Origin of the sequence: Streptomyces sp. NPDC057623 (assembly GCF_042800355.1) — a bacterium.
Lineage (GTDB): Bacteria > Actinomycetota > Actinomycetes > Streptomycetales > Streptomycetaceae > Streptomyces.
This window is the reverse complement of the sequence record NZ_JBHVGZ010000019.1, coordinates 19,888-41,759: the sequence shown is the minus strand read 5'-3', so window position 1 is coordinate 41,759 and position 21,872 is coordinate 19,888. Positions and strand designations below refer to the sequence as shown.

Annotated in this window: 29 protein-coding genes; 3 read left to right on the top strand and 26 right to left on the bottom strand. The window is 70.1% G+C overall.

Annotated features, from left to right (window positions below; all coding sequences use genetic code 11):
* Positions 1-3: 3 nt before the first annotated feature.
* The 25 genes from ACFU95_RS21050 to ACFU95_RS20930 all read right to left on the bottom strand — a co-directional run bounded on the left by ACFU95_RS21050 (position 4) and on the right by ACFU95_RS20930 (position 19,819).
* Positions 4-3,387, bottom strand: a complete 3,384-nt coding sequence (locus ACFU95_RS21050) for a hypothetical protein (RefSeq protein WP_383829595.1) — start codon at positions 3,385-3,387, stop codon at positions 4-6.
* A gap of 12 nt (positions 3,388-3,399) precedes the next feature.
* Positions 3,400-5,622, bottom strand: a complete 2,223-nt coding sequence (locus ACFU95_RS21045) for a hypothetical protein (RefSeq protein ID WP_383829592.1) — start codon at positions 5,620-5,622, stop codon at positions 3,400-3,402.
* 161 nt (positions 5,623-5,783) lie between these two features.
* Positions 5,784-6,272, bottom strand: coding sequence for a hypothetical protein (locus ACFU95_RS21040; RefSeq protein WP_383829589.1), 489 nt, complete (start codon positions 6,270-6,272; stop codon positions 5,784-5,786).
* On the bottom strand, positions 6,269-6,748 hold the full coding sequence (locus ACFU95_RS21035; RefSeq protein WP_383829586.1) for a phage tail tube protein: 480 nt from the start codon (positions 6,746-6,748) through the stop codon (positions 6,269-6,271). Before ACFU95_RS21035 ends, ACFU95_RS21040 begins: the two co-directional genes overlap by 4 nt.
* A gap of 64 nt (positions 6,749-6,812) precedes the next feature.
* On the bottom strand, positions 6,813-7,238 hold the full coding sequence (locus ACFU95_RS21030) for a minor capsid protein (protein ID WP_383829583.1): 426 nt from the start codon (positions 7,236-7,238) through the stop codon (positions 6,813-6,815).
* Positions 7,231-7,578, bottom strand: a complete 348-nt coding sequence (locus tag ACFU95_RS21025; RefSeq protein ID WP_383829580.1) for a minor capsid protein — start codon at positions 7,576-7,578, stop codon at positions 7,231-7,233. Before ACFU95_RS21025 ends, ACFU95_RS21030 begins: the two co-directional genes overlap by 8 nt.
* Before the next feature lie 12 nt (positions 7,579-7,590).
* The gene (locus ACFU95_RS21020; protein ID WP_383829577.1) at positions 7,591-7,908 is read right to left on the bottom strand and encodes a hypothetical protein; all 318 of its coding nucleotides are present in this window, start codon (positions 7,906-7,908) and stop codon (positions 7,591-7,593) included.
* Entirely contained in the window at positions 7,905-8,324 is a 420-nt protein-coding gene (locus tag ACFU95_RS21015) for a hypothetical protein (RefSeq protein WP_383829574.1), read from the bottom strand. Before ACFU95_RS21015 ends, ACFU95_RS21020 begins: the two co-directional genes overlap by 4 nt.
* Positions 8,325-8,334: 10 nt before the next feature.
* The gene (locus ACFU95_RS21010; protein WP_383829572.1) at positions 8,335-8,844 is read right to left on the bottom strand and encodes a hypothetical protein; all 510 of its coding nucleotides are present in this window, start codon (positions 8,842-8,844) and stop codon (positions 8,335-8,337) included.
* Positions 8,844-9,143 carry a hypothetical protein gene (locus tag ACFU95_RS21005; protein WP_383829569.1) on the bottom strand — a complete coding sequence of 100 codons (300 nt, stop codon included), beginning with the start codon at positions 9,141-9,143 and terminating at the stop codon, positions 8,844-8,846. The genes ACFU95_RS21010 and ACFU95_RS21005 overlap by 1 nt, the downstream gene beginning before the upstream one ends.
* A 1-nt stretch (position 9,144) precedes the next feature.
* Entirely contained in the window at positions 9,145-10,353 is a 1,209-nt protein-coding gene (locus tag ACFU95_RS21000) for a DUF5309 family protein (RefSeq protein ID WP_383829566.1), read from the bottom strand.
* Between the two features lie 10 nt (positions 10,354-10,363).
* On the bottom strand, positions 10,364-11,128 hold the full coding sequence (locus tag ACFU95_RS20995) for a hypothetical protein (protein ID WP_383829563.1): 765 nt from the start codon (positions 11,126-11,128) through the stop codon (positions 10,364-10,366).
* Between the two features lie 65 nt (positions 11,129-11,193).
* Positions 11,194-12,333: a phage minor capsid protein gene (locus ACFU95_RS20990; RefSeq protein WP_383829560.1), complete on the bottom strand. Its 1,140-nt coding sequence runs from the start codon at positions 12,331-12,333 to the stop codon at positions 11,194-11,196.
* A complete protein-coding gene (locus ACFU95_RS20985) occupies positions 12,293-13,891 on the bottom strand; it encodes a phage portal protein (RefSeq protein WP_383829557.1) in 1,599 nt (532 codons plus the stop codon). Before ACFU95_RS20985 ends, ACFU95_RS20990 begins: the two co-directional genes overlap by 41 nt.
* On the bottom strand, positions 13,872-14,072 hold the full coding sequence (locus ACFU95_RS20980) for a hypothetical protein (protein ID WP_383829554.1): 201 nt from the start codon (positions 14,070-14,072) through the stop codon (positions 13,872-13,874). The genes ACFU95_RS20985 and ACFU95_RS20980 overlap by 20 nt, the downstream gene beginning before the upstream one ends.
* The gene (locus ACFU95_RS20975) at positions 14,072-15,349 is read right to left on the bottom strand and encodes a PBSX family phage terminase large subunit (protein WP_383829551.1); all 1,278 of its coding nucleotides are present in this window, start codon (positions 15,347-15,349) and stop codon (positions 14,072-14,074) included. Before ACFU95_RS20975 ends, ACFU95_RS20980 begins: the two co-directional genes overlap by 1 nt.
* Positions 15,336-15,887, bottom strand: coding sequence for a hypothetical protein (locus ACFU95_RS20970; RefSeq protein WP_383829548.1), 552 nt, complete (start codon positions 15,885-15,887; stop codon positions 15,336-15,338). Before ACFU95_RS20970 ends, ACFU95_RS20975 begins: the two co-directional genes overlap by 14 nt.
* Positions 15,888-15,951: 64 nt before the next feature.
* Positions 15,952-16,371, bottom strand: a complete 420-nt coding sequence (locus ACFU95_RS20965) for a hypothetical protein (protein ID WP_383829545.1) — start codon at positions 16,369-16,371, stop codon at positions 15,952-15,954.
* Between the two features lie 264 nt (positions 16,372-16,635).
* Positions 16,636-17,151, bottom strand: coding sequence for a hypothetical protein (locus ACFU95_RS20960; RefSeq protein WP_383829542.1), 516 nt, complete (start codon positions 17,149-17,151; stop codon positions 16,636-16,638).
* 93 nt (positions 17,152-17,244) lie between these two features.
* Positions 17,245-17,835 carry a hypothetical protein gene (locus tag ACFU95_RS20955; RefSeq protein WP_383829540.1) on the bottom strand — a complete coding sequence of 197 codons (591 nt, stop codon included), beginning with the start codon at positions 17,833-17,835 and terminating at the stop codon, positions 17,245-17,247.
* The gene (locus ACFU95_RS20950) at positions 17,832-18,347 is read right to left on the bottom strand and encodes a hypothetical protein (RefSeq protein WP_383829537.1); all 516 of its coding nucleotides are present in this window, start codon (positions 18,345-18,347) and stop codon (positions 17,832-17,834) included. The genes ACFU95_RS20955 and ACFU95_RS20950 overlap by 4 nt, the downstream gene beginning before the upstream one ends.
* Positions 18,344-18,973 (bottom strand): hypothetical protein, encoded by a 630-nt coding sequence (locus ACFU95_RS20945; protein WP_383829534.1) that lies wholly within the window; start codon positions 18,971-18,973, stop codon positions 18,344-18,346. Before ACFU95_RS20945 ends, ACFU95_RS20950 begins: the two co-directional genes overlap by 4 nt.
* The gene (locus ACFU95_RS20940; protein WP_383829847.1) at positions 18,973-19,380 is read right to left on the bottom strand and encodes a helix-turn-helix domain-containing protein; all 408 of its coding nucleotides are present in this window, start codon (positions 19,378-19,380) and stop codon (positions 18,973-18,975) included. The genes ACFU95_RS20945 and ACFU95_RS20940 overlap by 1 nt, the downstream gene beginning before the upstream one ends.
* Positions 19,381-19,451: 71 nt before the next feature.
* A complete protein-coding gene (locus ACFU95_RS20935) occupies positions 19,452-19,649 on the bottom strand; it encodes a hypothetical protein (protein WP_383829532.1) in 198 nt (65 codons plus the stop codon).
* Positions 19,649-19,819 carry a hypothetical protein gene (locus tag ACFU95_RS20930; RefSeq protein WP_383829529.1) on the bottom strand — a complete coding sequence of 57 codons (171 nt, stop codon included), beginning with the start codon at positions 19,817-19,819 and terminating at the stop codon, positions 19,649-19,651. Before ACFU95_RS20930 ends, ACFU95_RS20935 begins: the two co-directional genes overlap by 1 nt.
* Positions 19,820-19,979: 160 nt before the next feature.
* Between ACFU95_RS20930 and ACFU95_RS20925 the strand changes: the two genes are divergently transcribed.
* From ACFU95_RS20925 to ACFU95_RS20915, 3 genes are read left to right on the top strand one after another with little or no spacing between them, the layout of a single operon-like run.
* Positions 19,980-20,279, top strand: a complete 300-nt coding sequence (locus ACFU95_RS20925; RefSeq protein WP_383829526.1) for a helix-turn-helix domain-containing protein — start codon at positions 19,980-19,982, stop codon at positions 20,277-20,279.
* A gap of 41 nt (positions 20,280-20,320) precedes the next feature.
* Entirely contained in the window at positions 20,321-20,533 is a 213-nt protein-coding gene (locus tag ACFU95_RS20920) for a hypothetical protein (RefSeq protein WP_383829523.1), read from the top strand.
* Positions 20,534-20,559: 26 nt separating this feature from the next.
* Complete coding sequence (locus ACFU95_RS20915) at positions 20,560-21,039, top strand: hypothetical protein (RefSeq protein ID WP_383829520.1); 480 nt, start codon at positions 20,560-20,562, stop codon at positions 21,037-21,039.
* Positions 21,040-21,109: 70 nt separating this feature from the next.
* On the opposite strand, the gene ACFU95_RS20910 is transcribed toward ACFU95_RS20915, so the two are convergent.
* Positions 21,110-21,853: a hypothetical protein gene (locus ACFU95_RS20910; protein ID WP_383829517.1), complete on the bottom strand. Its 744-nt coding sequence runs from the start codon at positions 21,851-21,853 to the stop codon at positions 21,110-21,112.
* Positions 21,854-21,872 lie beyond the last annotated feature (19 nt).

The window sequence follows — 21,872 nt, the reverse complement described above, 5'->3', positions numbered from 1 at the left end:
TCCTCACAGTGCCACGACCGATGGTTGAGCCAGATTCACCAGCGTCCCTTCCGCCTGCGCCTTGCTGATGCCGTTCTGGCTGCGGGTGACGGTCCAGCGCTGTGGCGTGCGCACCTGGAAGTCGTCGTATCCCAAGATCGGGCTGACGTTGGTGTTCCCGGCGAACGCCGACGCGGTGAGGCCGATCGTCCCGGCCGCGATCGTGCTGGTGCTGATGGTCGCCTCGTGGTGCCATACCTGCGGTTCCGGCGTATTCAGCCGCCACACCCGCATCTGGATCCGATGCCCGGTCATCCGGGCCTTGACCCAGAACCAGTCGCCGGCCGCGTACGTGTACGGCAGGGAGGGCGTGGACCCGATCGTGGTGAAGTCCCTGGTCACGCTCGCGAACATGCCGCCGCTCGTGCCGAAGTGGAGCCTCGCCCGGTAGAAGTTCGAGGTGTCGGTGCACCTCAGCAGGATCCCCGGGACGATCGATGCCCCGGTCGCGACCTGGCTGCAGCGCATGCGCACCAGGACCTCGCAGTCGCCGATCCCCTCCGGCACCACCTGCTGGAAGCGGACCGTGTCGACAGCGGACGGCAGCACGACCGAGCCGACAGATCCGTCGGTGCTGCGGTCCGAGGCGGCCCCGCCGGCCTGCACCCAGGCGAGTCCGCCCGACGAGGTGCCCCAGCCGTTGCTGACCGTGCGGGTGAAGGTGTCCCAGGCCAGAGGTTCCACCTCGTCGACCTGGACTACCTCGCCGCCGAGGCGGCAGTCGAACGGGAACTCCGCCGGGTACGCGACGGTCGGGGTCGGTGCGGCCGAGGCGATCCACGGCTGCCGCTCCACCGTGTCCTCCGACGGTGTATGCACCAGCAGCTCGGTCGCCGACGCCGAGACCTCCAGGGCCAGCAGCGAACGGTCGGTGTCGACGCGGCCTCGCTCAGCATCGCCGACCACACCCACGTTCCACGGTGTCCCGGGCGTGCAGTTGAAGACGATGTCCCACTGGAACGGGTTCGCGAACGTCTCCTCATAGCCCTGGACGATCAGTTCGATGTCCCCAGGCGCCACCCACTTCGGCGGGTTCTGGATCACGATCTGGTCGCCGACGTCGACCGCGAGGATCTGATCCACCACCTCAGGAGCCGCCCGGTGCACCATCACGTGCACCTGCGGATACCGGCGGCCCTCGTACGTACCGAGCCACATCCGCCAATAGGCGTGCGGCTCCGCCTGGTCGTCGCTGTGCAGGTTAAGCGAGTACGACGAGTCGTACCCCGTCCCCACCCCGTTCGGCGGGGCCTGCACGGACATCGGGCCCTCCTCGAGGACCGCCCGCCCACTGCTCCCGCCCACACGGTTCACGGTGACGTCGTTCTCGGTGGCGTCGTCGTCCCCGGTCGGCTTCAACGGCGGGGCCAGCCCGGGGGCGTTGTAGTCCAGCACCAGCGCAGGCGTCTGGTTGTACATGCCCGCACGGTCCCGGTACCGCAGCGCAGGCTGTTCCCGGTCCTCGTACAGGATGCCGCCGTCCGCCTCAGCGGCATCCTCCAGAAGGTTCAGGACGGCGTCCGGGCGCTGCGGCCCCACAAGGGTCTGCTCCGCCACGAGCCCGCACACAGTGAGCGGGATGGTCTCCTCCTCGGCGAGGCGCTGCATGCGCTCGCCGGCCGTCTCGCCGGTCCACGCGTCGATGGCCCCGTTGTAGGCGAACGTGGTGTCGGAGGGCCACACCGAGATGTGACCGATGGCCATGCCGTCCAGGTCGGAGCTGTAGCCGTTCGGCGGACCAGCCACGCCCGTCGGGCGGCCCACAGTGCCCGCGAAGGAGTCGTCGAAGAGGCCGGCGGTGCCGCCGACGTCGGTCCACGTGATCGCCCAGTCGACGTTGCCACCGTTCTGTGTGGCTTCCAGCTTCACCCGCACCCACTGGCCGAACAGGTCGGTACCGGTGCCGATGAGGTGGCTGATGATGGTGTTGCCGTCGGCGTCCTTGCCGAGGACGGTGGAGTTGCCGGTGCTTGACTGGATGTACCACTCGGCGATGGTGCCGGTGCTCAGGATGCGCATGAACGTGCGCGTTGTGGCGTTGCCCTGGTCGAGCCGGTACACCCACTGCACGTGCCAGGAGGTCAGGGCGGTTGCCGGGGCAGGCACCTTGCCGAGCATCTCGGGCAGGTCGCTGCCGCTGGAGGACAGCACCGGCAGTGGGTTGGACGATGCCAGGCTGTTGGCCTGCGCCCAGTTCACATTGGTCAGCCGGAGCGGGCGCACTCCGGGGATGGGCGAGTACGCCTGGGTGGCGCTCGCGCCCTCCTCCATCGGCCAGTAGGCCAGCGGACCGTACGACGGGATCCGTCGCCGCAGCGTGGACTCCAGAGCGTGCTCGCCGCGGCGCAGTCGGCGCAGGATGCCCGCGGTCGTCGCATCCACCCAGGCGTGCTTCCCGGACGGGTGCCACTCCGTGGGGTAGGCGGCGAGTTCGTGCGACAGCCGGGTGCGCCGGTTGGAGATCGAGGCCGGGCTGTTCACTGTCCACGTGCGACCCGCGCTGTCGGCGAAGCTGGTGACGCCGACGGCCTGGGCGGTGAAGTCCGGGTTCGCGACGACCGAGCCGCCGATGCCGCTGTGCAGCTCGAATCCGTGCACGCGCCCCGAGGGCGTCTCGAAGCCGAGCACCGAGACGTCGCCCACGGTGACAGCCGCGGTGGAGTCGAAGATGGACGTGGTGCCCAGGCCCGTCACTGGGTCTCCGACCTGCGTCCACGGCCCGGCCAATGTGGGCGCGGTGTAGAAGGCCACTACGTGACCGCCGGCGCCGTCGTTGACGTCCATGGTGACCCGTACCGCGAGGCGGCCGGAGGCGGGCAGCGCGTATCGGGGTGATGTGACCTGGGTGGTCGTGGACCCGTCGGTACTCCACCGCCAGACGAGCCGGTTCTCGGTCCACGCGAACAGCACCCACGACTGCTGGCCGCCGGTCACCAGGTGCTTGCCGCACAGCTCTAGCAGCTGCGCGTCGGATGACGACGACCATGTGTCGAGGGTTGCGTCGAAGCGGACGTCGATGTCACCGGTAATCGATACTGCGGCCGCATCCGGCGTGGTGGCCGAGCTGCCGGAGCCTTCCGGCATGTCCAAGGCCGGGGTGCCGGCGCGCAGGGACAGCCGGAAGGGCGTGTTGCGGCCGAACTGGCCGTAGTACGGGCCCAGCGGGTTGTCCGGGCTGAAGCGGCCGTCGGTGTTGTTGAGGAGCGGGCGCAGCGTGGACGGGTCCACGCGGTCGCCCTGGTCGTGGCGCCCACGCACGTGCTTCAGCGACTGGCGCTTCAGGATCATCCCGGTGGCGTCCACCCAGACGCCGCCGATAAAGAGTTCACCCCGCAGATCGAGTTCCACCCGGCCACCTCCTCATCCGCGTCCCCTGCCGAACGCCAGCTGCACGCTGCCGCCGCCCTTCGTGGCGACGATCCCGCGAATCAGGCTGGTGACTTCCTCAGGCCCTGCGATCTCGATGCGCAGCCCTGCGATGCCACCGCCTCCGCCAGATGCTCCGGCATCCACCCCGCCCATCGCCATGCCCGCCATCCGGCCGGTGAGGCCCTCCAACTGGGAGCGCAGCGCCGGAGTCAGGTCGTCGATGCCGTCCATGAACCCGCCCAGGACGAGACGGCCCGCCGGACGCAGGATCCGCTTGTCGACGTTCTCCGGGCCCTTCCAGGAGCTCAGACGGGAGGTGAGGTCACCGAGCGTGGACCGGACGCTGCCGAACATGTCCCGAATGCCGTTGATGAAGCCCCGGATCAGATTCACGCCCGCGCTGTAGAGGGTGCCGCCGATCCCGGACAGCTGCGAGCGGGCGATGCCGGGGACTCTGGCCAGCTGCCTGGAGAGGTCGGTGAGCATGCCGCGCACGCCGCGCATCAGTCCGCTCGCAGCGTTGCGCCCGGCCTGGCCGGTGCCGGTCACGAAGTCGTTCAGCCACGGGCGGACCCTGCCCGGCAGGGTGCCGAAGGCGTGCACCTGCGAGTCGATCATGCCGTTGATGACGTCGCGGCCGATCTCTCCGGCCGTGGTGAAGTCACCCTGCATGATCGCCAGGAAGCCCTTAACTGCGGGAACGACGACGGATTCCAGGAATTCCGCCATGTCCTCCAGGATGGGCAGGAGGAGCATTTCCAGGCCCTCTGCCGCCATGGCGATGATGGGCGCGAGCTCCTCGATGATGTCGCTCACGATCTGGATGAGCGGGATCAGCGACGGCAGGAGTTCGGCGATCAGCTCGCCCGCGAGGCTGAGGAGCGGCAGAGCCGCGATGATCAACTCGCCGAACGCGGATGCCAGTTCAACCAGCACGGGCCCAAGTTCGTCAAGGATCGGGCCCAGGGCGTCACCGAGCGCCGTGATCAGTTCCTGTATCGGCGGCCCGAGCTCCTCCAGGATCGGAGCCAGCATCTCAATCGCCTGACCGAGGAGCGGCGCGGCCGTCTCCGCCAGTAGGCCCATGGTTTCGAACAAGGAACGAAGTCCTGCCTGTACCCCCGGCGACTCGAACGCGTCCGCGAGCGCGCCCGTGACCTCCTTCAGCGTGCCGATCAGGCCCCCGCCGGAGGTCTCAGCCGCGTCGAACACCGAGCCGAGGATCCGGCCGACATTCCTGCCGACGTCCACCAGTTCGCCGATCAGGTCGATGGCGTCCTCGATGGCCTGCTCCATGCGGCCGGACTCGAAGGCGTCCGAGATCCGGTCGGAGATCTTGTCGAAGGCCTTGCCCGCGGCCTTCGTGAGCCGCTCGAAGCTCGGTCCGGCCGCCGCGCCTACCTGGACCAGAGCGACCGCTATCTGACTGGGGACCCGCGACAGGTTGAACAGACCGATGTTCGCCGAGCTGATAGCCCGGCCCAACGTGCCCGACTTGCTCAGCCCGATCGCGGCGTTGCCGACGTTCTTCGCCATCAGGTTCACGGCGCCAGCAGCGTTGACCAGGCCGTTACGAAGGACGGGCAGCGTGTACTCACCCATGCCGCGCAGGACCTCGTCCAGGCCCTCGAACAACCTGTCCTGGACAGCCTTCTTCAGGGAGTCGAACTCCTCCGACATCCCCTTCAGCTCCAGCACGAACGCGCGCGCGTTCGGCGAGAGCTTCTTCAGGGCCTCCTCGAACTCCTCGGCCTTCTCCGGGTCGAACGCGGCCGACACCGCGTCGTCGACGCCACTCATGCCGATCTTCACGGCGTTCGTCGCCAGCTGCACCGCGACGATCCCTGTAGCCGCCACACCAGCGGCCGGCGCGATATTCGCCAGCGTCGCCACCAGGCCGGCGGCGGCCGGGGCCGCGGCGCCGAGCATGGCCACGATCCGGCCCACCGAACCGGCCACCCCCGCCAGACCGCCGGCCATCCCGGCGATCCGGCCGAGGGACAGATTGAACCTGTCGCCTTCATCGGACCCCGTTCGAAGACCCAGGGCGATCTGCTCGCCGAGGGTGGCGAAACGGCCATCGAGAGCGCGCAGGCGGCCCTCGGTGTCGCGCTGGAAGCCCCGCATCCGCAGCTCGGAATCCGACAGGCCACGGCGCATGCCGGAGTCGTCCGCGCGGATGAGACCGACCAACTCGCCGATGGTGAGGGCCACGCCAAGCACCCCCTGCCGCCGTTGAGTTGTGTTCGCTCAGGAGTGCAGGGCGCCCCGGATCTGCTCGGGATCGTCGACAACCGCGATGTAGCAGCCCGCGACCTTGCGGAAGATGGCCTCGGGGCTCAGGCCGGTGAGGAGGTTGAGGAAGCGGCGCCGGGTCAGCGCTGCGATGTCTTGCGGGCCGAGCCGGTACTCGCGCGCGAAGTCGGCTTCGACCGCCCACCACCAGTGGCGGATCGCGAACTCGTGGCGGTCTTCTTCGCCGCTCGCCGCGTCGCCCGGTTCGCGCCCCCCGCTTTTCCCAGGCCAGCGCTCGTCGCGATCTCATACGCCTCGCGGAACGAGATGTCCTGCCCCTTGGCCTGCGCGAAGCCCCACGTGATGACCGTGACGAACTCCGTCGCGCCCATCCCGGCCTCGACCCACTGGCCGAAGACGCCCTCCCCGAACAGCGGGCTGACGAGCTGCTCGAACTCCTCCACCTGCGAGTCCTCGCCGAGGCCCTTGAGTTCTCTGAGCTGGGCCTCGAAGCCGAGCGGGAAGTCCGTGGGCACCGTGACCTCGACACCGCGGATGACCTCGGTACGGCCGCCGGACACCTCGGCCCAGAACGCGTCCCACGACTCGTGGGCGTTCCTCGCCGTCACGACTTGGCCGCGGTGGTGTCGGGGCCGGAGCGGGTCACGGTGACGGACCAGCCGACCTTGTCGTTGTTGCCGCCGCCGGAGTCGCCGAGCTGGAAGTGCGCGTTCGCCCACACCGTCCAGTTCGCATCGCCCGGCGCGGCGAAGCGGAAGCCGACGAGGGAGTCCTCGCCGAGGCGTGCGGCCTGAGCTTCGACGAGCGCCATCCCAGGGTCCAGGGCGCCGGTTACCGGGTCCTTCAGGCGGAAGCCCTCCAGGGTGAGGGTCTTGCCCTCCTGCATGTTCTGCGACTCGGCACGGCCCGCACTGGCGAACGTGGTCGTGTCGGTCGTCTCGTACTCGTGGCCCACGCTGAAGGTGTTGATGCCACCCTCGCCGGAGCCGCCCTGGGCGGTCGCGAGGGCAACCCAGGTGCCCGGGGTGTTGAAGTCCTCGATCTCGAACTCCACATCGCGGGCGTTGTACTTGATCGCTGCCATGTCTCCTCCGGGCATGACGAATGCCCGCAGCGCTGACCGCCCGGGCTGGAAAAGGGGAGTTGGGTCAGACGCGGTGCGTCGTGACGGAGCGGTGCTCCATGCGGAAGTTGCAGACGTGCTCGTGCCGGCCGTTCTCGTCCGTGCCGATCGTCGCCGGGCCGTTCTGGAGGGCGACGGACAGGATGAGTTCGGTGCCGTCCGGCAGCGTCACGGGGCCGAGGCCGTGCAGCTCGGCGTAGATAGCCTTGCACCGCTCCCGGGACACGCGCGGATCTTTCGTCCCACGAACGCGCACCTGGACGCGTGGCTCGTCGTAGCCGAGACGGCTGTCCGGCTCACGGCCGTCGTCGTACGTCGACAGCACGACCGCCTCATCTGGCGTCTGCGGCATCGCCTCCAGGAAGCAGTCACCCTCAGCCGAGGCCGTCTGGTACGAGACGAGTTGCCTGTCGTGGAGGTGGCGGGCGAGGCCGTCCAGGAGGTCAGCCACGGAGCCACCTCCGCAGGTCCACCGCCATCAGCCGCAGGACGACGTCCCGCTCCCGATTCATCGGGATCTCCAGGTACTTCGCCGACCGGCCCGGCAAGTGCTTCCAGGTCAGTTCCTCGTGCTGGCGGCGCGCGTACACGGTGTCGTACGACACCGCCCCGTTCAGGCCGTCGACGTCGACCCGGCCGGAACGCTCCAACGTGCCCTCGTCCAAGGGGACGATCTTCCGGGACTCGGCGAGCACGTGCTCCAGGCCGCGCCGCAGCCCGTCCGATGCGAGGCGCCGTCCGCGCGTGGTCCACTGGCGGCGGCCGTTGAAGCTGAAGCGCGTGTACTGCACGGTGGCCACCTCCTATTCGAGCTGCACTTCGATGTGGTCCGGGAGGGGGAGTCCGCCGCCGTCGTGCCGGGCCTGGTCGATGACCGTCGTCTGGCGGCCGTCGGACAGCGTCACCTTGGACTCTGGTGGGGCGTCGACTGCGTCGAGTCGGCAGTAGATGGTGGACGAGCTGGTGACCTCGCGTCCGTCCGGCGCGCGCACGAGCCGGTTCTTCTCCTCGAGGAAGCACCGCACCGTGACCGGCTCGCCGTAGAGCGGCCCGACCGCGCTGTTGCCCTCGTACGGCTCAACGATCACGGTGTGGCGCAGCCACATGCCGGGGAGCTTCACGTCTGCGTCACCGCCCCCAGCGTGAAGATGTCTGGGGTGAGGTCCGGGGCCTGGAGCACGTCCCAGACCGCGGGGGCGACCTCTCGGGCAGGGGATGATCCCCCCGACACGGAGGTCACCGAGCGGGACAGCTGCGCGGAGCCGAGCCGCACGCTGCCCCACCCGACCGCGGAGGCCCCCGTGGAGTCCCCAACGTCGTCGAACCACCGCACCTGGGCGCACACCGCGTCGCGGAACGCGTCCCGTACGAGGGTGTTGGAGGGGTAGCCGTCCTCGTCGGCCTCGAAGAGGCACAGGCGGAAAACGTTCGCCTCCAGCATCCTCGTAGCGTCGGCCAGGAGCACGGTGATGTCCGACGGTGAGGTCTGCCCGGTGAAGGTCTCGTAGTCCGCCGATGTGGCGTAGATCCGAGCCACCGGGGCCCCCTTACGTCGCCGCGCCGAGGATCAGCACGTCGTACGTCACCGACGTACCGGCCGCGCTGTTGGTCGCCGTCAGCAGGTCCCCGGTGCCTGCGGTGACCACAGCGCCAGCGGCGCTCGGGGCCACCCACAGGAACGCGCCGCCGGGCTGCACGGAGACGCCGTCTCCTGCGGCCAGGAAGACGCCTGGGACGCCGTTGGCCGCGGGCTGGGTCACCTGGACGTTGTTCGTGTTCGCCGCGGCCGCCACGACGAGCACGGCCTTGATCCGGGCGAACGTGAGCGCGGTGCCGAACTTGTCGCTGAGGACCCCGGCCAGGTCCAGGTTCTCCGTCGCCGAAGCGGCGAGGGTGCGCTTGTCGTGGAACACAAGGTTCGCCGCACCCGCGCCGGCCCCGTCCGTGAAGGACAGGGCCTTGAGGTACTCGATCGCGTCCTGCGGGACGGACAGGTCATCGGGCTTGGTCTGGGTGGCGGTCAGCTTGACCTCCACCCGCGTGCGGGTGAGGGCCATCAGTCATCGCCTCCGTCCGCGTACTTCGCGGCCAGCTCGTCGCGCGTGGCCGCGTCTGCCTCGGCCTCGTCCATGCCTTCCTGGACGGCGTAGGCCTTCCAGTCCGCCTTGGACGCCGACTTGGCCGGCCGCTCCAGGACGGTCGGCTCCGGCTCCGGCTCGGGGTCGGGTTCGACGCAGCGCCATCCGGACGCGGGATCGTCGGCCAGGGCGGCGTACCGCTCGGCCTCCTCGCTGCCCGGAACGGGCTGCACCCGCTCGGCGATGTGCGCGCCTGAGCCTCGCTCGTAGACCGCCACGTCACACCACCAGCCCGTTCTGCACGGCGTGCGCGCGCTCGTTGCCGAACTTCAGGCCGATCTCCCCGTACAGCTGGACCTCGTCCGAGGCTCCCGTCTTGGCGAGGGGCTCCTCGAACATGACGCCCTTGCCGGGGATGTTCAGCATGACCGGCATCAGCTGCTCCAGCGATGCCACCAGGATGGTGTCCTGGGGCATGTGCCGGTCCAGCATGATCCCGAACCGGCCGAAGTCGGTTTCGATGGTCTGGACGTTGACGCCGCCGACGTTGCGGTTGGCCTCGGTGACCATGACGGACTTGCCGTACGCGTCCGCGTAGGCCTTCGTGATCGCCCGCTTCTGGATCGAGTTCGTCACGATGACCGCGGTCTCCTGCTCGGAGACGCCGCCGTTGTCGTAGGCGAGCTGGATCAGGTCGTCGATGTGGCTGGTCGCCAGGGCCGTCGACCACGGCACCGTGTAGGAGATGCCCGTCGCGGTGCCCAGCGTGATCGCCGTACCGCCGGACGTGGCGGACACCTTGAAGGTGTTCGCGTCGACCGCGTCCACGAAGTAGACCCGGCCGGCGACGATGCCGGTCGCGTCGCCCGTGTCCCGGAACACGATCTTGTCGCCGTCGGACAGGCCGTGCCCGGTAGAGGTGATCGTGTCCGTCGCCGACGTCGCGCCCGTGACGGTCGTGCCCCGGGCGATCCGGTTCGTCACGATCGCTTCGAGGATGCCCTTGGTCTTCCGGGCCGTCGCGTTGGTCGTCGGGTTGGCGAACTCGCCGTTGAGGAAGCTGAAGTTGACGTCCAGTGCGATGGACTTGAGCGCCTGAGCGATCTGCCAGTCCATCTCGTTGGAGACCGGGTTCGACCCGTCCACGCCACGGAACGGCGCAGCCCCAGGCGTCGCGAGCGCGCCGATGGCGGCCTGCTTGGTGTAGGAGACGGAGACCTTCTCCTGGTGGATCTGGACGACGTTGCGGACGTTCGCCCGCACCCGCTCCTCGGCGGACGGCGCGGCCGCGCCCTCCACCTTGGTGCGCTGCGCCGGGTCGCGCAGGTCGAAGGTCTGCCACTCGAACTCCTGGCTGGTGGTCATGCCACCGCCCGTGAGCCCGCCGATGGCCGACAGGAACGGGGTGTCCTCCGGCGTGATCGCGAAGAGTTCCCCGGCGTAGTTGGGGAGGTTGAAGGTGGTGCCCATTCCGGTGATGCCGGCCATGGCCTACTCCTTACGTGGTCTGTGCGGCCTTGAGCCGCTTGAGTCGTACGACTTCGGCGAAGTTGCGGGCCTTGGTCGCGGTCTCGATCTGCTTGTCGATGGAGCCGCCCTGGTCGCCGGAGCCGCCTCCGCCGCCCATGTCTCCGCCGGAGCGGCCCGCGCCCCGTGCGGGGGCGAGCTTGGCGAGCTTGGTGACGGCCGACTTGATGGCGGCGACGTTGACCTCGCCGTCCTCGCCGACGAAGCGGTTCACGTCGATGAGCTCGGCGGCCTCGCCGAGGTCCAGCCCGGCCGCGGCGACAGCTGCGCGGAACTCAGCGCCAGCGAGCTTCTGGCCGTACTCAGTGGCGGCGGCCGTGCGGCCCTTCTTCTCCGCCTCGGAGACTGCCTTCTCCTGCTCGCTCATGTTCGCGGCCCGGAGCGTGTCCAGCTCGGTGCCGTGGGCCTTGGCGCGCTTCTCCCACTTGCGGGCCTCGGCCTTCCAGTCCGTGCCGTCCCCGTCGCCGGAGCCTGCACCAGACTGTCCACCAGCTGCCCCGGAACCGTTACCGGAACCGTGCCCGCCCTGGCCGGCGCCTTGAGTGCCGGAGCCGTCTCCGCCCTGGCCTCCATCGCCTGCGCCGCCGTCACCGCCGCCGTTCGCGCCGGATCCGGAGCCGCCTTCGCCCTCGCCGTTGCCACCCGCGATGGCGTAGATCGGCGAGCCGTTGCGACGCTGGCCAAGGACGGTGCCCGCTGCGTGAGTTGCCAGCGGGTGCTTGAAAGGGACCTGCATGTTGATCTCCCATGCGGGATATCCGGCGGTCGCCGTGCGGCGGGTGCCGGGGGTCTGTGGGGCACCTAGCGGGCGGCGCCGATCTGCTCGCGCTGCGACTTGCGGCGAAGGTCCGGGTGCGTGGCGAGGTGCTCGCGCATGGTGGCCTGCCACTTGCGGACGTACACGCCCGCGCGGCGCCGCTGCTGCTCGTCCATCGCGGCGGCCTGGCGGCGCTTCCACGCCCGGATGTGCCGCTCGATCTCCCGCTGCCGCTGCGTGTCCTCGTACGTCGTGCCCGGCGTCGGGTGGTGCGGCGGCCGGGTCGTCACGCCCGGCAGGTAAGCGGCCAAGGAGTGCCGGCAGTTCGGGTGGAACAGCCCGGCTGCGCGAGCTTCCACCAGCGACCCGGCGACGTGGACGACGAGCGTGCGCGTGGGCGTGACCAGTCCGCTCGGCTGGATCGTGTGCTCCATGCGCAGCGACTGCGGTCCGGGCGGCCCGGAGAGGGTGAGGACTTCGCCCTCCCACTGCGCGCACAGGGGGCATTCCAGCGGGGCGTCGGACACAATGACGAGGCCCACGCCGATCTCGGCGAGCGCGTCGATGTGGCCCTCCACAGCGGCGCGAGCAGTGACCGAGCGGACGGCCATCTCGGCGTACGACGCCATGTCCCACGACCGTCCGGCCCGGTCGACAAAGCCGGTGATGCCGCGCGCTGCGAACTGGTCCAGGGCCCGCTGAGCGGCCTGTCGGCGCGTCACCGTGCCCAGCAGCACCCCACCGGACACCCGGGCGACGATGCGCCGGTAACCGTCCACCACAGCCCGCGTGATGCGCTGGTACACCGGCCGGGTGTCCTCCGCCATCGATGCCGCCAGCCGGTCAACGGCCGGCGCATTCGGCAGGGTCTGCCGCGCGACGAGCTCCCGCCCGATGTCGAGCGCGCCCAGCTCGGCGACGGCGGCCTGGCGGCCGCGGTTGTACGCCTCGATCAGAGCCCCGCGGACCTTGCCGTCGGTGTCCTGCTGCAGCGCCTCGGCGACCGTCTCCACGGCCTGCCGGAGGTTGCCGATCGCGGCGAGCTTGAGTTCCGCCCACAGCGGGCTTTCGAGATCGGCCTCCAGAGCCGCGGCCATGCGCTCCAGGAGCGATGCCTCGGCGTCCTCGTAGAGGCGTGCGACCTCAGTCGCCAGGTCCTCCGCCATCGCTGGGGAAACCGGCATCCGATGGCACCCCCTCGCCTTCGGCTCCGGTCTGCGTTGGGTCGGCGACCGCCCGTCCGGACTCGCCAAGGATCGCGTCGACCTCGGCGGTGACCTGCTTGTCGTCCCAGTCCGGGTGCATCATCCGCACCAGCGTGTCCGTGGACGCGGCCTCGGCGCGGCGCAGCAGCTCGGCCGTGGTGGCCAACTCGGTCGGGCCTTCGCTGATCGAGTCCTGGAACTCCACCTTCGGCGGCTCCAGGTCCAGGCCGGTGACATGGAACCGGTCGCCCGCCTGCACGGCCAGGAGCGCGGCCGTGATGTTGGCGAGCGCCGGGCCCCAGTACAGGGCCTTACGCGAGCGCGTGCCCATGCTGCGGCGCTCGCGCGCGCGTATCTCGGTCGCGGTGACCGCGGCTCCGTCCCCGGTCTCCCCGAACGTGCTCGCGGAGTAGCCGGCCTGTCGTACGGCTTGCTCGGTCAGCTCGGCGCAGGTGTCGCGGTGCTCCTGGACGCGGATGGCGAATTGGACCACGGTCAACGGGCTGGGGTCGCCGGGCCGCTGGAGCATGTTGAGCCCCGCGTAGACCCGGCGTTCCTCGCTCCATGCCGCGCCCTGGCCGGGGCCGAGGGACTCCAGCATTGAGTTGGGGACGACGATGCGGCCCTTGCCGTTCTGCACGTCCCGCATCCACGACGAGTAGGTCTCGTCGAGTTGGTCCATCAGGCCTTCGATGCCCTGGAAGTCCGACTGCCCCCAGTAGGCGGCGGTCGGGATGTGCCTCCAGGCCCGGGCGGGTCGCACATTGGGGACGCACGCGGCGGTGAGGTGGTCGGGGGCGCCGGTGTCGAGGCCTCCCTCCTCGTCGACCATCGCGGCGAGCGGCGCCGTCTCGGGGTGGTCGGCGAGCGGCCGTACAGCGCCCAGGGTGGTCGAGGAGCCCTCGTACAGCCCGTGGAATATGCGGCCCTTCTCGTGGCGCTCCAGGTGCCTGAACACGCGCTGGTCGTTGCGGCCTTCGGCCTCCAGGACGGTCCAGAAAGTGACTGCGACGAGGCGCCCGTACCGGAACTCCGGGACCGCGCGGTCGGCAGCCACGGTGTCGATCCAAGGCCGGTCCGACACCTCGTCGTCCCAGACAACGCGCAGGTATGCGCCGCCGAGCGCTGCGCAGATCTCCCCGGCCTCCAGGAGGGTCGGCTGAAGTCCGTTTTCCATGAGCGCGTCCAGGGCGTCCTGCGTGGCGTCGCTGGCGCCCTCGGGGGCGAGGAGCTTGGGCGGCTCGGAAAACAGCAGCTCCGACGAGGTGCGCGCGATGTCTCCCGCCAGGGGCACGTGGATCTTGTCGCGCTTCTCGCCCTCCGGGGTGGGCTGTCCCCAGAACCAGCGGGCCAGGCGGCCGACGACACCGCCACGGTGCTGCGAGGGCCGGTCGACTGCCTCGCGGTAGCCGCGGCCGGAGTAGCGAGCTTCGAGGCGGTCGGGCTCGCTGGAGTACCAGGCGTCCCAGTCGGCGAGGGCGTGCTGGACGCGGTCATCGACCGGTGGCCACGGCTTGTCACCCGTTGGGAGCGGCATCGTCCGCCTCCTTCGCGCTGGCCTCCATGGCGTCCGCCGTCGCTCGTAGTGCGGCTGCGATGTCGGAGGTGGTCATGGTCACCGTGCCGTCGCCGTCGATGTTGAGGACGACTTGGCCGACTTCTGTCTCGGTGCCGTTGCCGATGCGGAGGTAGATCGGGATGTCGAACGTGCCGGGCATCAGGCGGCCACCTCCAGGAGCATCGGGATGTGCGGCCGCCACAGGGCCTCGGTCGTACGGACGCCGTACCGCAGCGCGTCGCACGAGTGGTCGTCGATCTTGATGGGCTTGTCCTCGCCCTTCTCCGCTGCCTCGTCGTCCCAGGAGTAGCCCGGGAGTTCCTCGATCAGCCCGCGCGCCGACGGGTGCACGCGCAGCCGGTCACCCGCGAACAGCGAGGACACCGTGCGGATGCCGTCCACCACGGTGTTCTCAGCCGGGGTGACGCCGGAGACGCCGTCGCGGTGCAGCTGCTCGATGTACGAGGCGGCCGAGGGGTCGACGACTGTGAACTCCGGGTGGACGCCGAGCACGTTGGTCTTCGGCTGCGCGACGGAGGCGAGCCAGTGCTTGCGGGCCTGGCTGTACTCAAGGTCGGTCTTCTTGCGCCGTTGGGCGCGGGAGTCCCACCGGTACTCCGAGACGACGTACAGCCGCTGGTCGGCTCCGAGGCCGATCAGCAGGTCTGCGTACGGGTTGGTGGTGCCGTAGTCGATCGCGTCGCACAGCCAGCGTGTGATGTGCGGCAGGTCGTCGACGACGTGGCGCTGCTCGTCGAACGCCTCGTAGATCGCGCCTTCGGCCTGCACCCAGTGACCGAGGATGTTCCGCCGGTAGAACAGGCCCACGTACGTCGACTTGAGCGAGGCGACGTACTCGGGGTCCAGATACGGATTGTCGTCCAGCGTGAAGTGCCACGAGCGGAGCCGGGTCTCGGCCGGCCGCTTCAGGTAGTCGCGGCGGAACCAGTGGGCCGGGTTGTCCGGGTTGGTCGTCGTGAAGATCTTCGCGCCCTTGACGGAGCAGCGCGCGACCAGCTGGTCGAAGAACGTCTGGGGCAGGGTGGTGGCCTCGTCGACGTAGGCCCCTGCACAGGTCATGCCGCGGACCTTGGGTTCGGCCTTGGCGTCGTTGGCGCCCATGACGTGCACGATCCGGCCCATGATGATCGCGATCGGGGCGCCAGGGTTGTAGTCGACCTGCTTGGCCAGCTTCCCGAAGATCTCCAGGTTGGTCAGTGGCGCGATGACGTTCCGGTACAGCGAGTCCCGGGTGCGCCCCACCATCACCAGCTCGCCACCGGTCGGGGCATTTGCGACGAAGATCAGCCAGCGGAGCAGCGAGGCGATCGTCTTCCCCGAACGGACGCTGCCCTCCCAGGCGTTGATCCGCGCCTCCGCCTGAACGACGGAGATGATCTGCTTGCGGGACAGCGGCAGCGCATCAAGGAGACTCACCCTCCGCCTCCTCGCCGGTACCGCCCTCCTCGCTGACGGCCTGGTCGTACGCGGCCTTGAGGCCGACCATGAGCTGACCGAGCATCGAGCGGGCGTCGTCGGCGCCGGCGTCGTCCGCAGGCGGGACGAGCTTGAGGGACTTCTCCAGGGCGATCCCGGCCGCGGTCATGAGGGACTTCTTGTCGGCGGCCGGCGGCTCGGCGACCTCGCGGGAGGCGAAGGTGTTGTCCTTGCCTCCGAAGTTGAAGACCTGCGCGGGCTCCCACATCTGCTGGGTGAGCTTGAGCGCGTCGAGGTGGAGGTCCAGGGCGGTGTCGGCACGGAGCGCAGCGAGTTGGGCCACTCGATGGGCGGTGGCTTCCTCGGTCATCGACGTGTCGAAGGACAGGCCAAGCTCGGCGGCGATGACGCTTACGGTGCGCTGTGCGCGGCCGATCTCGCGGGCGATCGCGTTGCGGCCCATGCCGAGCGCGTGCAGCTCGGTGACGCGCCGGTAGTCGTCCTCGTCCACAGGTCGTTTGTCCCGGTTGACGGCCATGGTCACCTCCGGGCATGCGAAGGCCCGGCCACCGGGGAGGGCAGCCGGGCCAGTCGAAGGGGGTTCAGCAGCTCTCGTCGTCCTTGACCGCGAACAGGGTCACGGGCGTGTCTGTGGGGTGCGTGCCGGCCTCGGGCTCCTGGCTGCACACGGTCCAGTTGCGGTCGAAGACCTGGAGGCGGCTCTGGCCGCTGGCGTCCTGGTCGTCGAGGACGAAGAACCCGGCTGCCTGTGCTGCGTCCTGTGCGGCCTGGAGGTCCTGGCCGGCGAGGTCGGGCAGCGTCGCGGTTTCCGACTCGGGCTCGTCGGCGTCGTCCGCGGGCGTGGCGGCCTCGGTGGTGTCGGTGTCCTGCTTGGGCTGGCTGCTGGTGTCCTCGGCCGTGGTGTCCGGCTTGTTGGAGCTGTTGTCGTCGGTGCCCTCGCAGGCGGTGAGTGTGAGTAGCGCTGCTGCGGCGAGTGCCGCGGCGATGGTACGGGTGCGCATGGTCCCCCCTGGGATGTTGTGCCTGAAGGGACATCATCTGGCAGGTGGGGGCAGCGTAAAGCCCTTGTGTGCATTTTGTGACGTTGGGCCGCGCAGGGTGAGCGGCCAGCAGCAACCCGCACGGTGTGAGTGATCGGACAGCGCCCTGCGCGGAGCCTGTGGGTACGCGAACGGCCCCCACTGTGTGAGGGCCGTCGGTGAAGTGATCGAGTCCGGGCACGCCGGACGTGGGGCCAGGATGCGGCATGATCGCGCCGAACGCAACTACGAACGGCGAGGGCTCTCCGGGACAGGCAGGCCAGCGTCCCGCAGTGCCTGCTCGGCGGCGTATGCGCGCCTCTGGTAGTCGCTGGCGCGCAGCTCAGCGTTGAGGAGCCGCTGCGGGTGAATCATGACCGGCTTGCCGAGCAGGCCGGACAGCGGCGCGTGCTGGTCGCCGCGGCGCATCACCTGCTCGGCGAGCGGCTCTCCGTTCTGGATCCGCCAGCAGGCGTTGTCCCAGCCCGCGGCCAGGACATCGGCGTAGCGCAGGATGTCCGGGTGCCGGTGCAGGGCGGTGATCTTGCGGCGGGTGACGATTGGGCACATCTCGTGAGTCTCAGGCGTCTCAGGGCCAGCGGGGTGCAGCCACCACTTCTCGGACCAGTCGGGGTTCTTGCCCTGGCGGCTGGGCACGGTGGGGTGCTGGTCGATCGTCCACGTGGCTCCCTTGGCGTCGGTGGCCTCGTAGTAGCCGAGCGCGTTGCGGGTCCACTTGAGGCGGGGCGCTTCGGTAGTCATGGGTTCAGGGTCCTCTCTCGGTCTGACAACAGGGTGTAGATGGTGGGCAGATGGGCCGGGAGACGGCGGTAGACGGCGCGGTAGACGTGCAGGTCAGGCGGCGGGAGACGGGGCGGGAGACGCTTCTACGGTGGCGGCCGGGGAAGGGGGCTCCAGGTCCCTCCGACGGACCCCCCACGTCGGGGTGCCGGCCACCTTCACGGAGCGGTCGACGGGTACCTCCAAGCGCTCCAGATGCACGCGCAGATCGGTGACCGTACGGCCCTCCCACTGGCCATGCTCCTGGAGGTGCGCGAGGACGGCGCGGAGGTGCACCCCGCTCCCTGTCCCTATGAGGGTGAGCAGGAGGGTCCGGACGGTCTCCACATCGGGCGCTGCTGGCGTGTCGCTGGGGGCCTCCTCCGAGGCGGTGTCGGAGGGCTTCCCCGCGCGCCAGGAGGCGACCGCCCACCAGCCGGTGAGCAGCCACATCACGTGGGGCACGGCGCGCACGATGCGCGCGAGGAGGTACACGCCGAGGGCAAGGAGGCCGAGGCGGACAAAGATGCCGAGGGCGCCGCGCCATCCGGGCAGGTCGTCGCGCCTGCCGCGCGCGCACCATGCGGCCGCCCGGGCGCCCAGGCGGCGGGCGTATGCGCGGGAGCCAACGGTCAGGCGGTCAGCGGCCCGAACGAGGCGGCTCACAGCAGAGCTCCCGCACCCTCGAACGCCTGAGCGATGCTGTCGCCGATGCCGTTGAGGGCGTCAGGCAGCCACGCCAGCGCGCCCGCTACGCCAGCGGTCAGGCACAGGGTGCTGCCGACGTAGGCGCCGCCGACGATGCGCCGTTTGTCCTTCTTCCCGGCCTGCTTGTAGGAGAGGACTACGAGGGTGACGGCGATGACGACAATGATTGCGCCGGTGGTGCCAAGGCCGACGAGCTGGCCGGAGGTGAGGCCGGAGGCGCTGTTCGTGCCGGTCAGGGCCTGGCTGGCTCGCTCGCCGGCACCGTTGCCGACCGAGCCGGAGTGGGAGTGGGCCCAGCCGAGGACGCCGCCGGGGCAGGCCGCGGCGCATGCGGCGGCCCCGAAGCCTTTGCCGAACGCGGCGAGTTGCTTGGCCTCGCGGTTCCCGGTCCACCAGGGGTAGAGGTTGCAAGTGAGGATGACGAGTGCGGCGAGGAGTCCGCCGAGAGTGAGCGTGGAGGTGGCGTTCAACGGGTGACTCCGGTGAGCAGCAGGATCGGGTCGTACCAGTGCAGAACGCCGAAGGCGCCGAGGCTGGCGGTGACGAACAGGAAGCGGGGCAGGAAGCGGCCGGTGCTCCGGTCCAGGGCCCACGTCGCAACGACGGCCACGCTGGCGACGATGTACGCGGCGCTGATGCCGGCTTCGGTGCGGGCCTGGTGGACGGTGCGGGACCAGATGCCGACGGGGCTGTTGCCCCCGGCCCACGGCAGGAGCGCGAGCAGCAGCGCGACGAGCATGCGCCAGGTGGCCAGCTTGTCCCACAGCCGCTCCCACAGGGTGGGCGGCTCGTCCTCGGTGTCGGGGACGACGAGGAGGACTTCGTGGACGTGCCGTACCTCGATCGGTGCGGGCGGTGGCGGCGGTGCGACGGGAGGGGGCGCGGGCGGCGGGTACCAGGGCGGTCGCTCGCCTGGCTGGGGTGGTCTGGCGGGGAGCGGGGCGGCGGCCGGGATGATCCGGGTCGGTGTGATCGGCCGCTTCTCGGGCTCGGGCGGCATGGGTGGCTCCTGGTGGCCGAAGGGGCGTGCGCGGAGGGCGCGGAGGTAGGCGCGGGCGCGCAGCTCGTCACCGTCGGGCGACGACTGCGTGCTCATCAGGTGCGTCGTGCGGGCGTGTACGGCCGCAGCTGCACCACGGCGATCTGGGGCGCCATGCCCGGGGGGTACAGCTGAAACTTCCATGCGCCGCGGTACGACAGCGCGACCGCAGCGAGGCACAACTCGGCAGCCTCCTGGGCGGTCTGCCCGGCCTGCTCGAACACGTTGAGGTTGGCGCGCATGGTGTCGGTGATCTCGATCGTGTCGGCGCTCACCGGCTGCTCATCCGCTGCCACATCCGGGGCTGTCTCGGCGGCCTCGTCGGAGGCGACGGGCGGGGGCGTGCTGTTGAGGTCCCTGCGGACGGTTTCGCGGGAAACGCCCAGCTCGTCGGCGATCTCGGTCGGGCTCATGCCTCGGTCGGCGAGGTGTACGACGACGATCTGACGCGTCGCTCGGGACATGCTCACGGTGGTCTCCAAAGGAGGCCGCCCCCGCGTGGGGGATTTCGCGGGGGCGGCCGGTCTGGTGTGGATCAGCTGAGTACGACGCCGAGGGCCGCGGCGACGGCGAGGACGCAGAGCAGGAACATGGCGCCGCAGCCGAGCTGGGGCTCGTTGTCGTACGAGGCGCGCTCCTGGAGCTGGCGCTGGGAGTGGCCGCGCTGGCGGTCCTTGCACTTGTGGCTGGTCGCGCCGGGGCGGTGCCACTCGCCGCCGAAGGTGTCGCCCATCAGCTCTGCCCGTCCGTCCAGCCGAGGCGGAGGCGGACGTCGGAGGCGTCGGCGTAGTCCTGTTGGCAGGCCTGGACCGTGGCGGGCTCCGCGACGATCAGGGACGGCTGCGGCGTCAGGTCGGGCTCGGGGCTGGGCTGGTCAGGGGGCTGGTGGATACGCTCGGGCATGCCTGCCTCTTCGTGGTGTTGAAGGTGGGCGCCCCCGACCCATATGGAGCTGCAACTCCGGGTCGGGGGCTCACTGTTGTGCAGCGCGTGCTGCTTGCCCACGACTGTAGGGGTCCCCTACAGTCCAGGGCAAGCGGCCCACCGGAATGAAAGGGCCGGGATGAGCGACGAGGAGGTGCGCCGCGTGTCGGACGCCCTGAAGGCGGTCGAGGAGATCAGCGACCGGGTGGAGCGAGTGAGGGCCAAGAGCCGGATCATGGCCGAGCAGGTCCGCCGGAACCCGGAGTGGTCCAAGGAACGCGGCGAGCTGATCCGCGACCTGTGGGCGGACGGCGGCGGCATGTCCTACCGGGAGATCGCCGACCACCTCGGGATCAAGCTCAGCACGGTGCAGGACGTGTTCCGCAGCTACAAGGGCTCGGGTACCGCGCGGCCGAAGAAGGACCAGGCGGAGGAGTAGCCCGGCGTGCGCGCGACCTACGGGCGGGCGACGCTGGGCGCATGGCCTCCGACAAGCCTGTGGTGATCTACCCGCCCGACGAGGACGGCGGCCGGCGCGTGCGTGTCGACGGGAAGATCCTCGGCCGGGCGTACTCCGTGCAGGACGTGGCCCGGTTCATGCAGGAGGCCGGGCTCCAGGAGTTCGATGAGATGGATGTGGTCCGGTCGGCGCTGATCGAGTGGCGGGGCGGGCCGGACGCCTGGCACACGTAGGTCACTGTCGTGGATATCGTCCGCTCATGGACTGGGGAGACATGCCGGCGTGGTTCGCCTTTGCACTTTCGGGCGGGGCCCTGTGGGTCAGCATCAAGGCGCGCGGCGACGGAAAGAAGAGCGCGAACGCCTCCGCTACATCGGCCGATGCCTCTGTACGCTCGGCCGTCGCTGCCGAGGGGGCGCTCGCGCTCCAACGGCAGGAGGCAGAAACCCGTCGGGCCGCCGAGGAAGAGGCCGCTCAACCCCGCGTCGACCTACGTATTGAGTGGGTGCGGAAGCAGAGGTATCGGGTCGTCAACTACGGGGACGCGGTGGCGACCAACATCACTTGTCTGAACGTGCCTGAGGTCTCGCGCTACCTCGATGAGCCTTTCACCCTGGAGCGGCATGGGGCTCACGAGTTCGTCGTGCTCGGGACATCGCAGTCGCGGAAGCCTCCTGCCCTGCGTGTGGTGTGGGAGGGGCAGGACGTTCCGGTGCAGCTGCTGATGCCGGCTCTCTGATGAGGCGCCCGCCGCAGTAGCCGCCCGCCCCCCCCTCCTGGACGTTGGAGGACGGGGGCGGACGCTGCTTTCAGGCAACCGCTGATCTGTCCTGCCCGGTCCAGATGTGCCCGCACTCGATGCAGTGAGCGACCGGTTCGGCGCCGGCGCCTCCGTGTATCTCGATGCGGCCGGAGCACGGGAACACCACGTTGATCATGCGTGGGCAGGGCATGGCGAGCGTGGCGGTGCGGTCGGCGATGTCGAGGGCGCGCTCTATGCGCTCGCTGGCCTCCTGGGCGACGTTGGCGATCAGCCGGTACTCACGGTCGGGGAGCGGCCGGAACGGTCCCGGGCGGGCTTCCACGCGGGCGAGGAGCCAGAGGGCGGTGTGCGGGGCGGTGTGGCGTCCGCCGTATCGCCAGCGTCGGGGGTCGGCGGTGTCGGCGCGCGCCAGCTGGTCGCGACGCTGCCGGTCGGCGGCCGGCCACCCGCGCGGGGCGAACGACATGGGCGAGCGCTGGACGGCGGCGGCGACCTGGTCCCCGGTGGCGGTGAGCGCGATTTCGACGTTGCGCATGGTGTCGAGGATCGCGATCCGGAGGGGCGGCCGGGTGGCGCCGATCTGCGCCGGGTCGCGGTCGAGGAACTGTCGGTTGTAGGCGGCCTGCCAGCGCGCGGCCTCAGCCAGTTCCTCGTCGGCCTGGTCGAGGGCGTTGAGGTAGTCGCTCATTCGGCCGGCGGGTGGCCATGTGGTGGTGCCGGTGGTGGCGAGGGCGTCGGTGAGGTCAGTCCAGTGGGTAGCGATGGTGCGGAGGTGGGTGGCGGTGTTCATCGTGTGTGCTCCTGTTGTG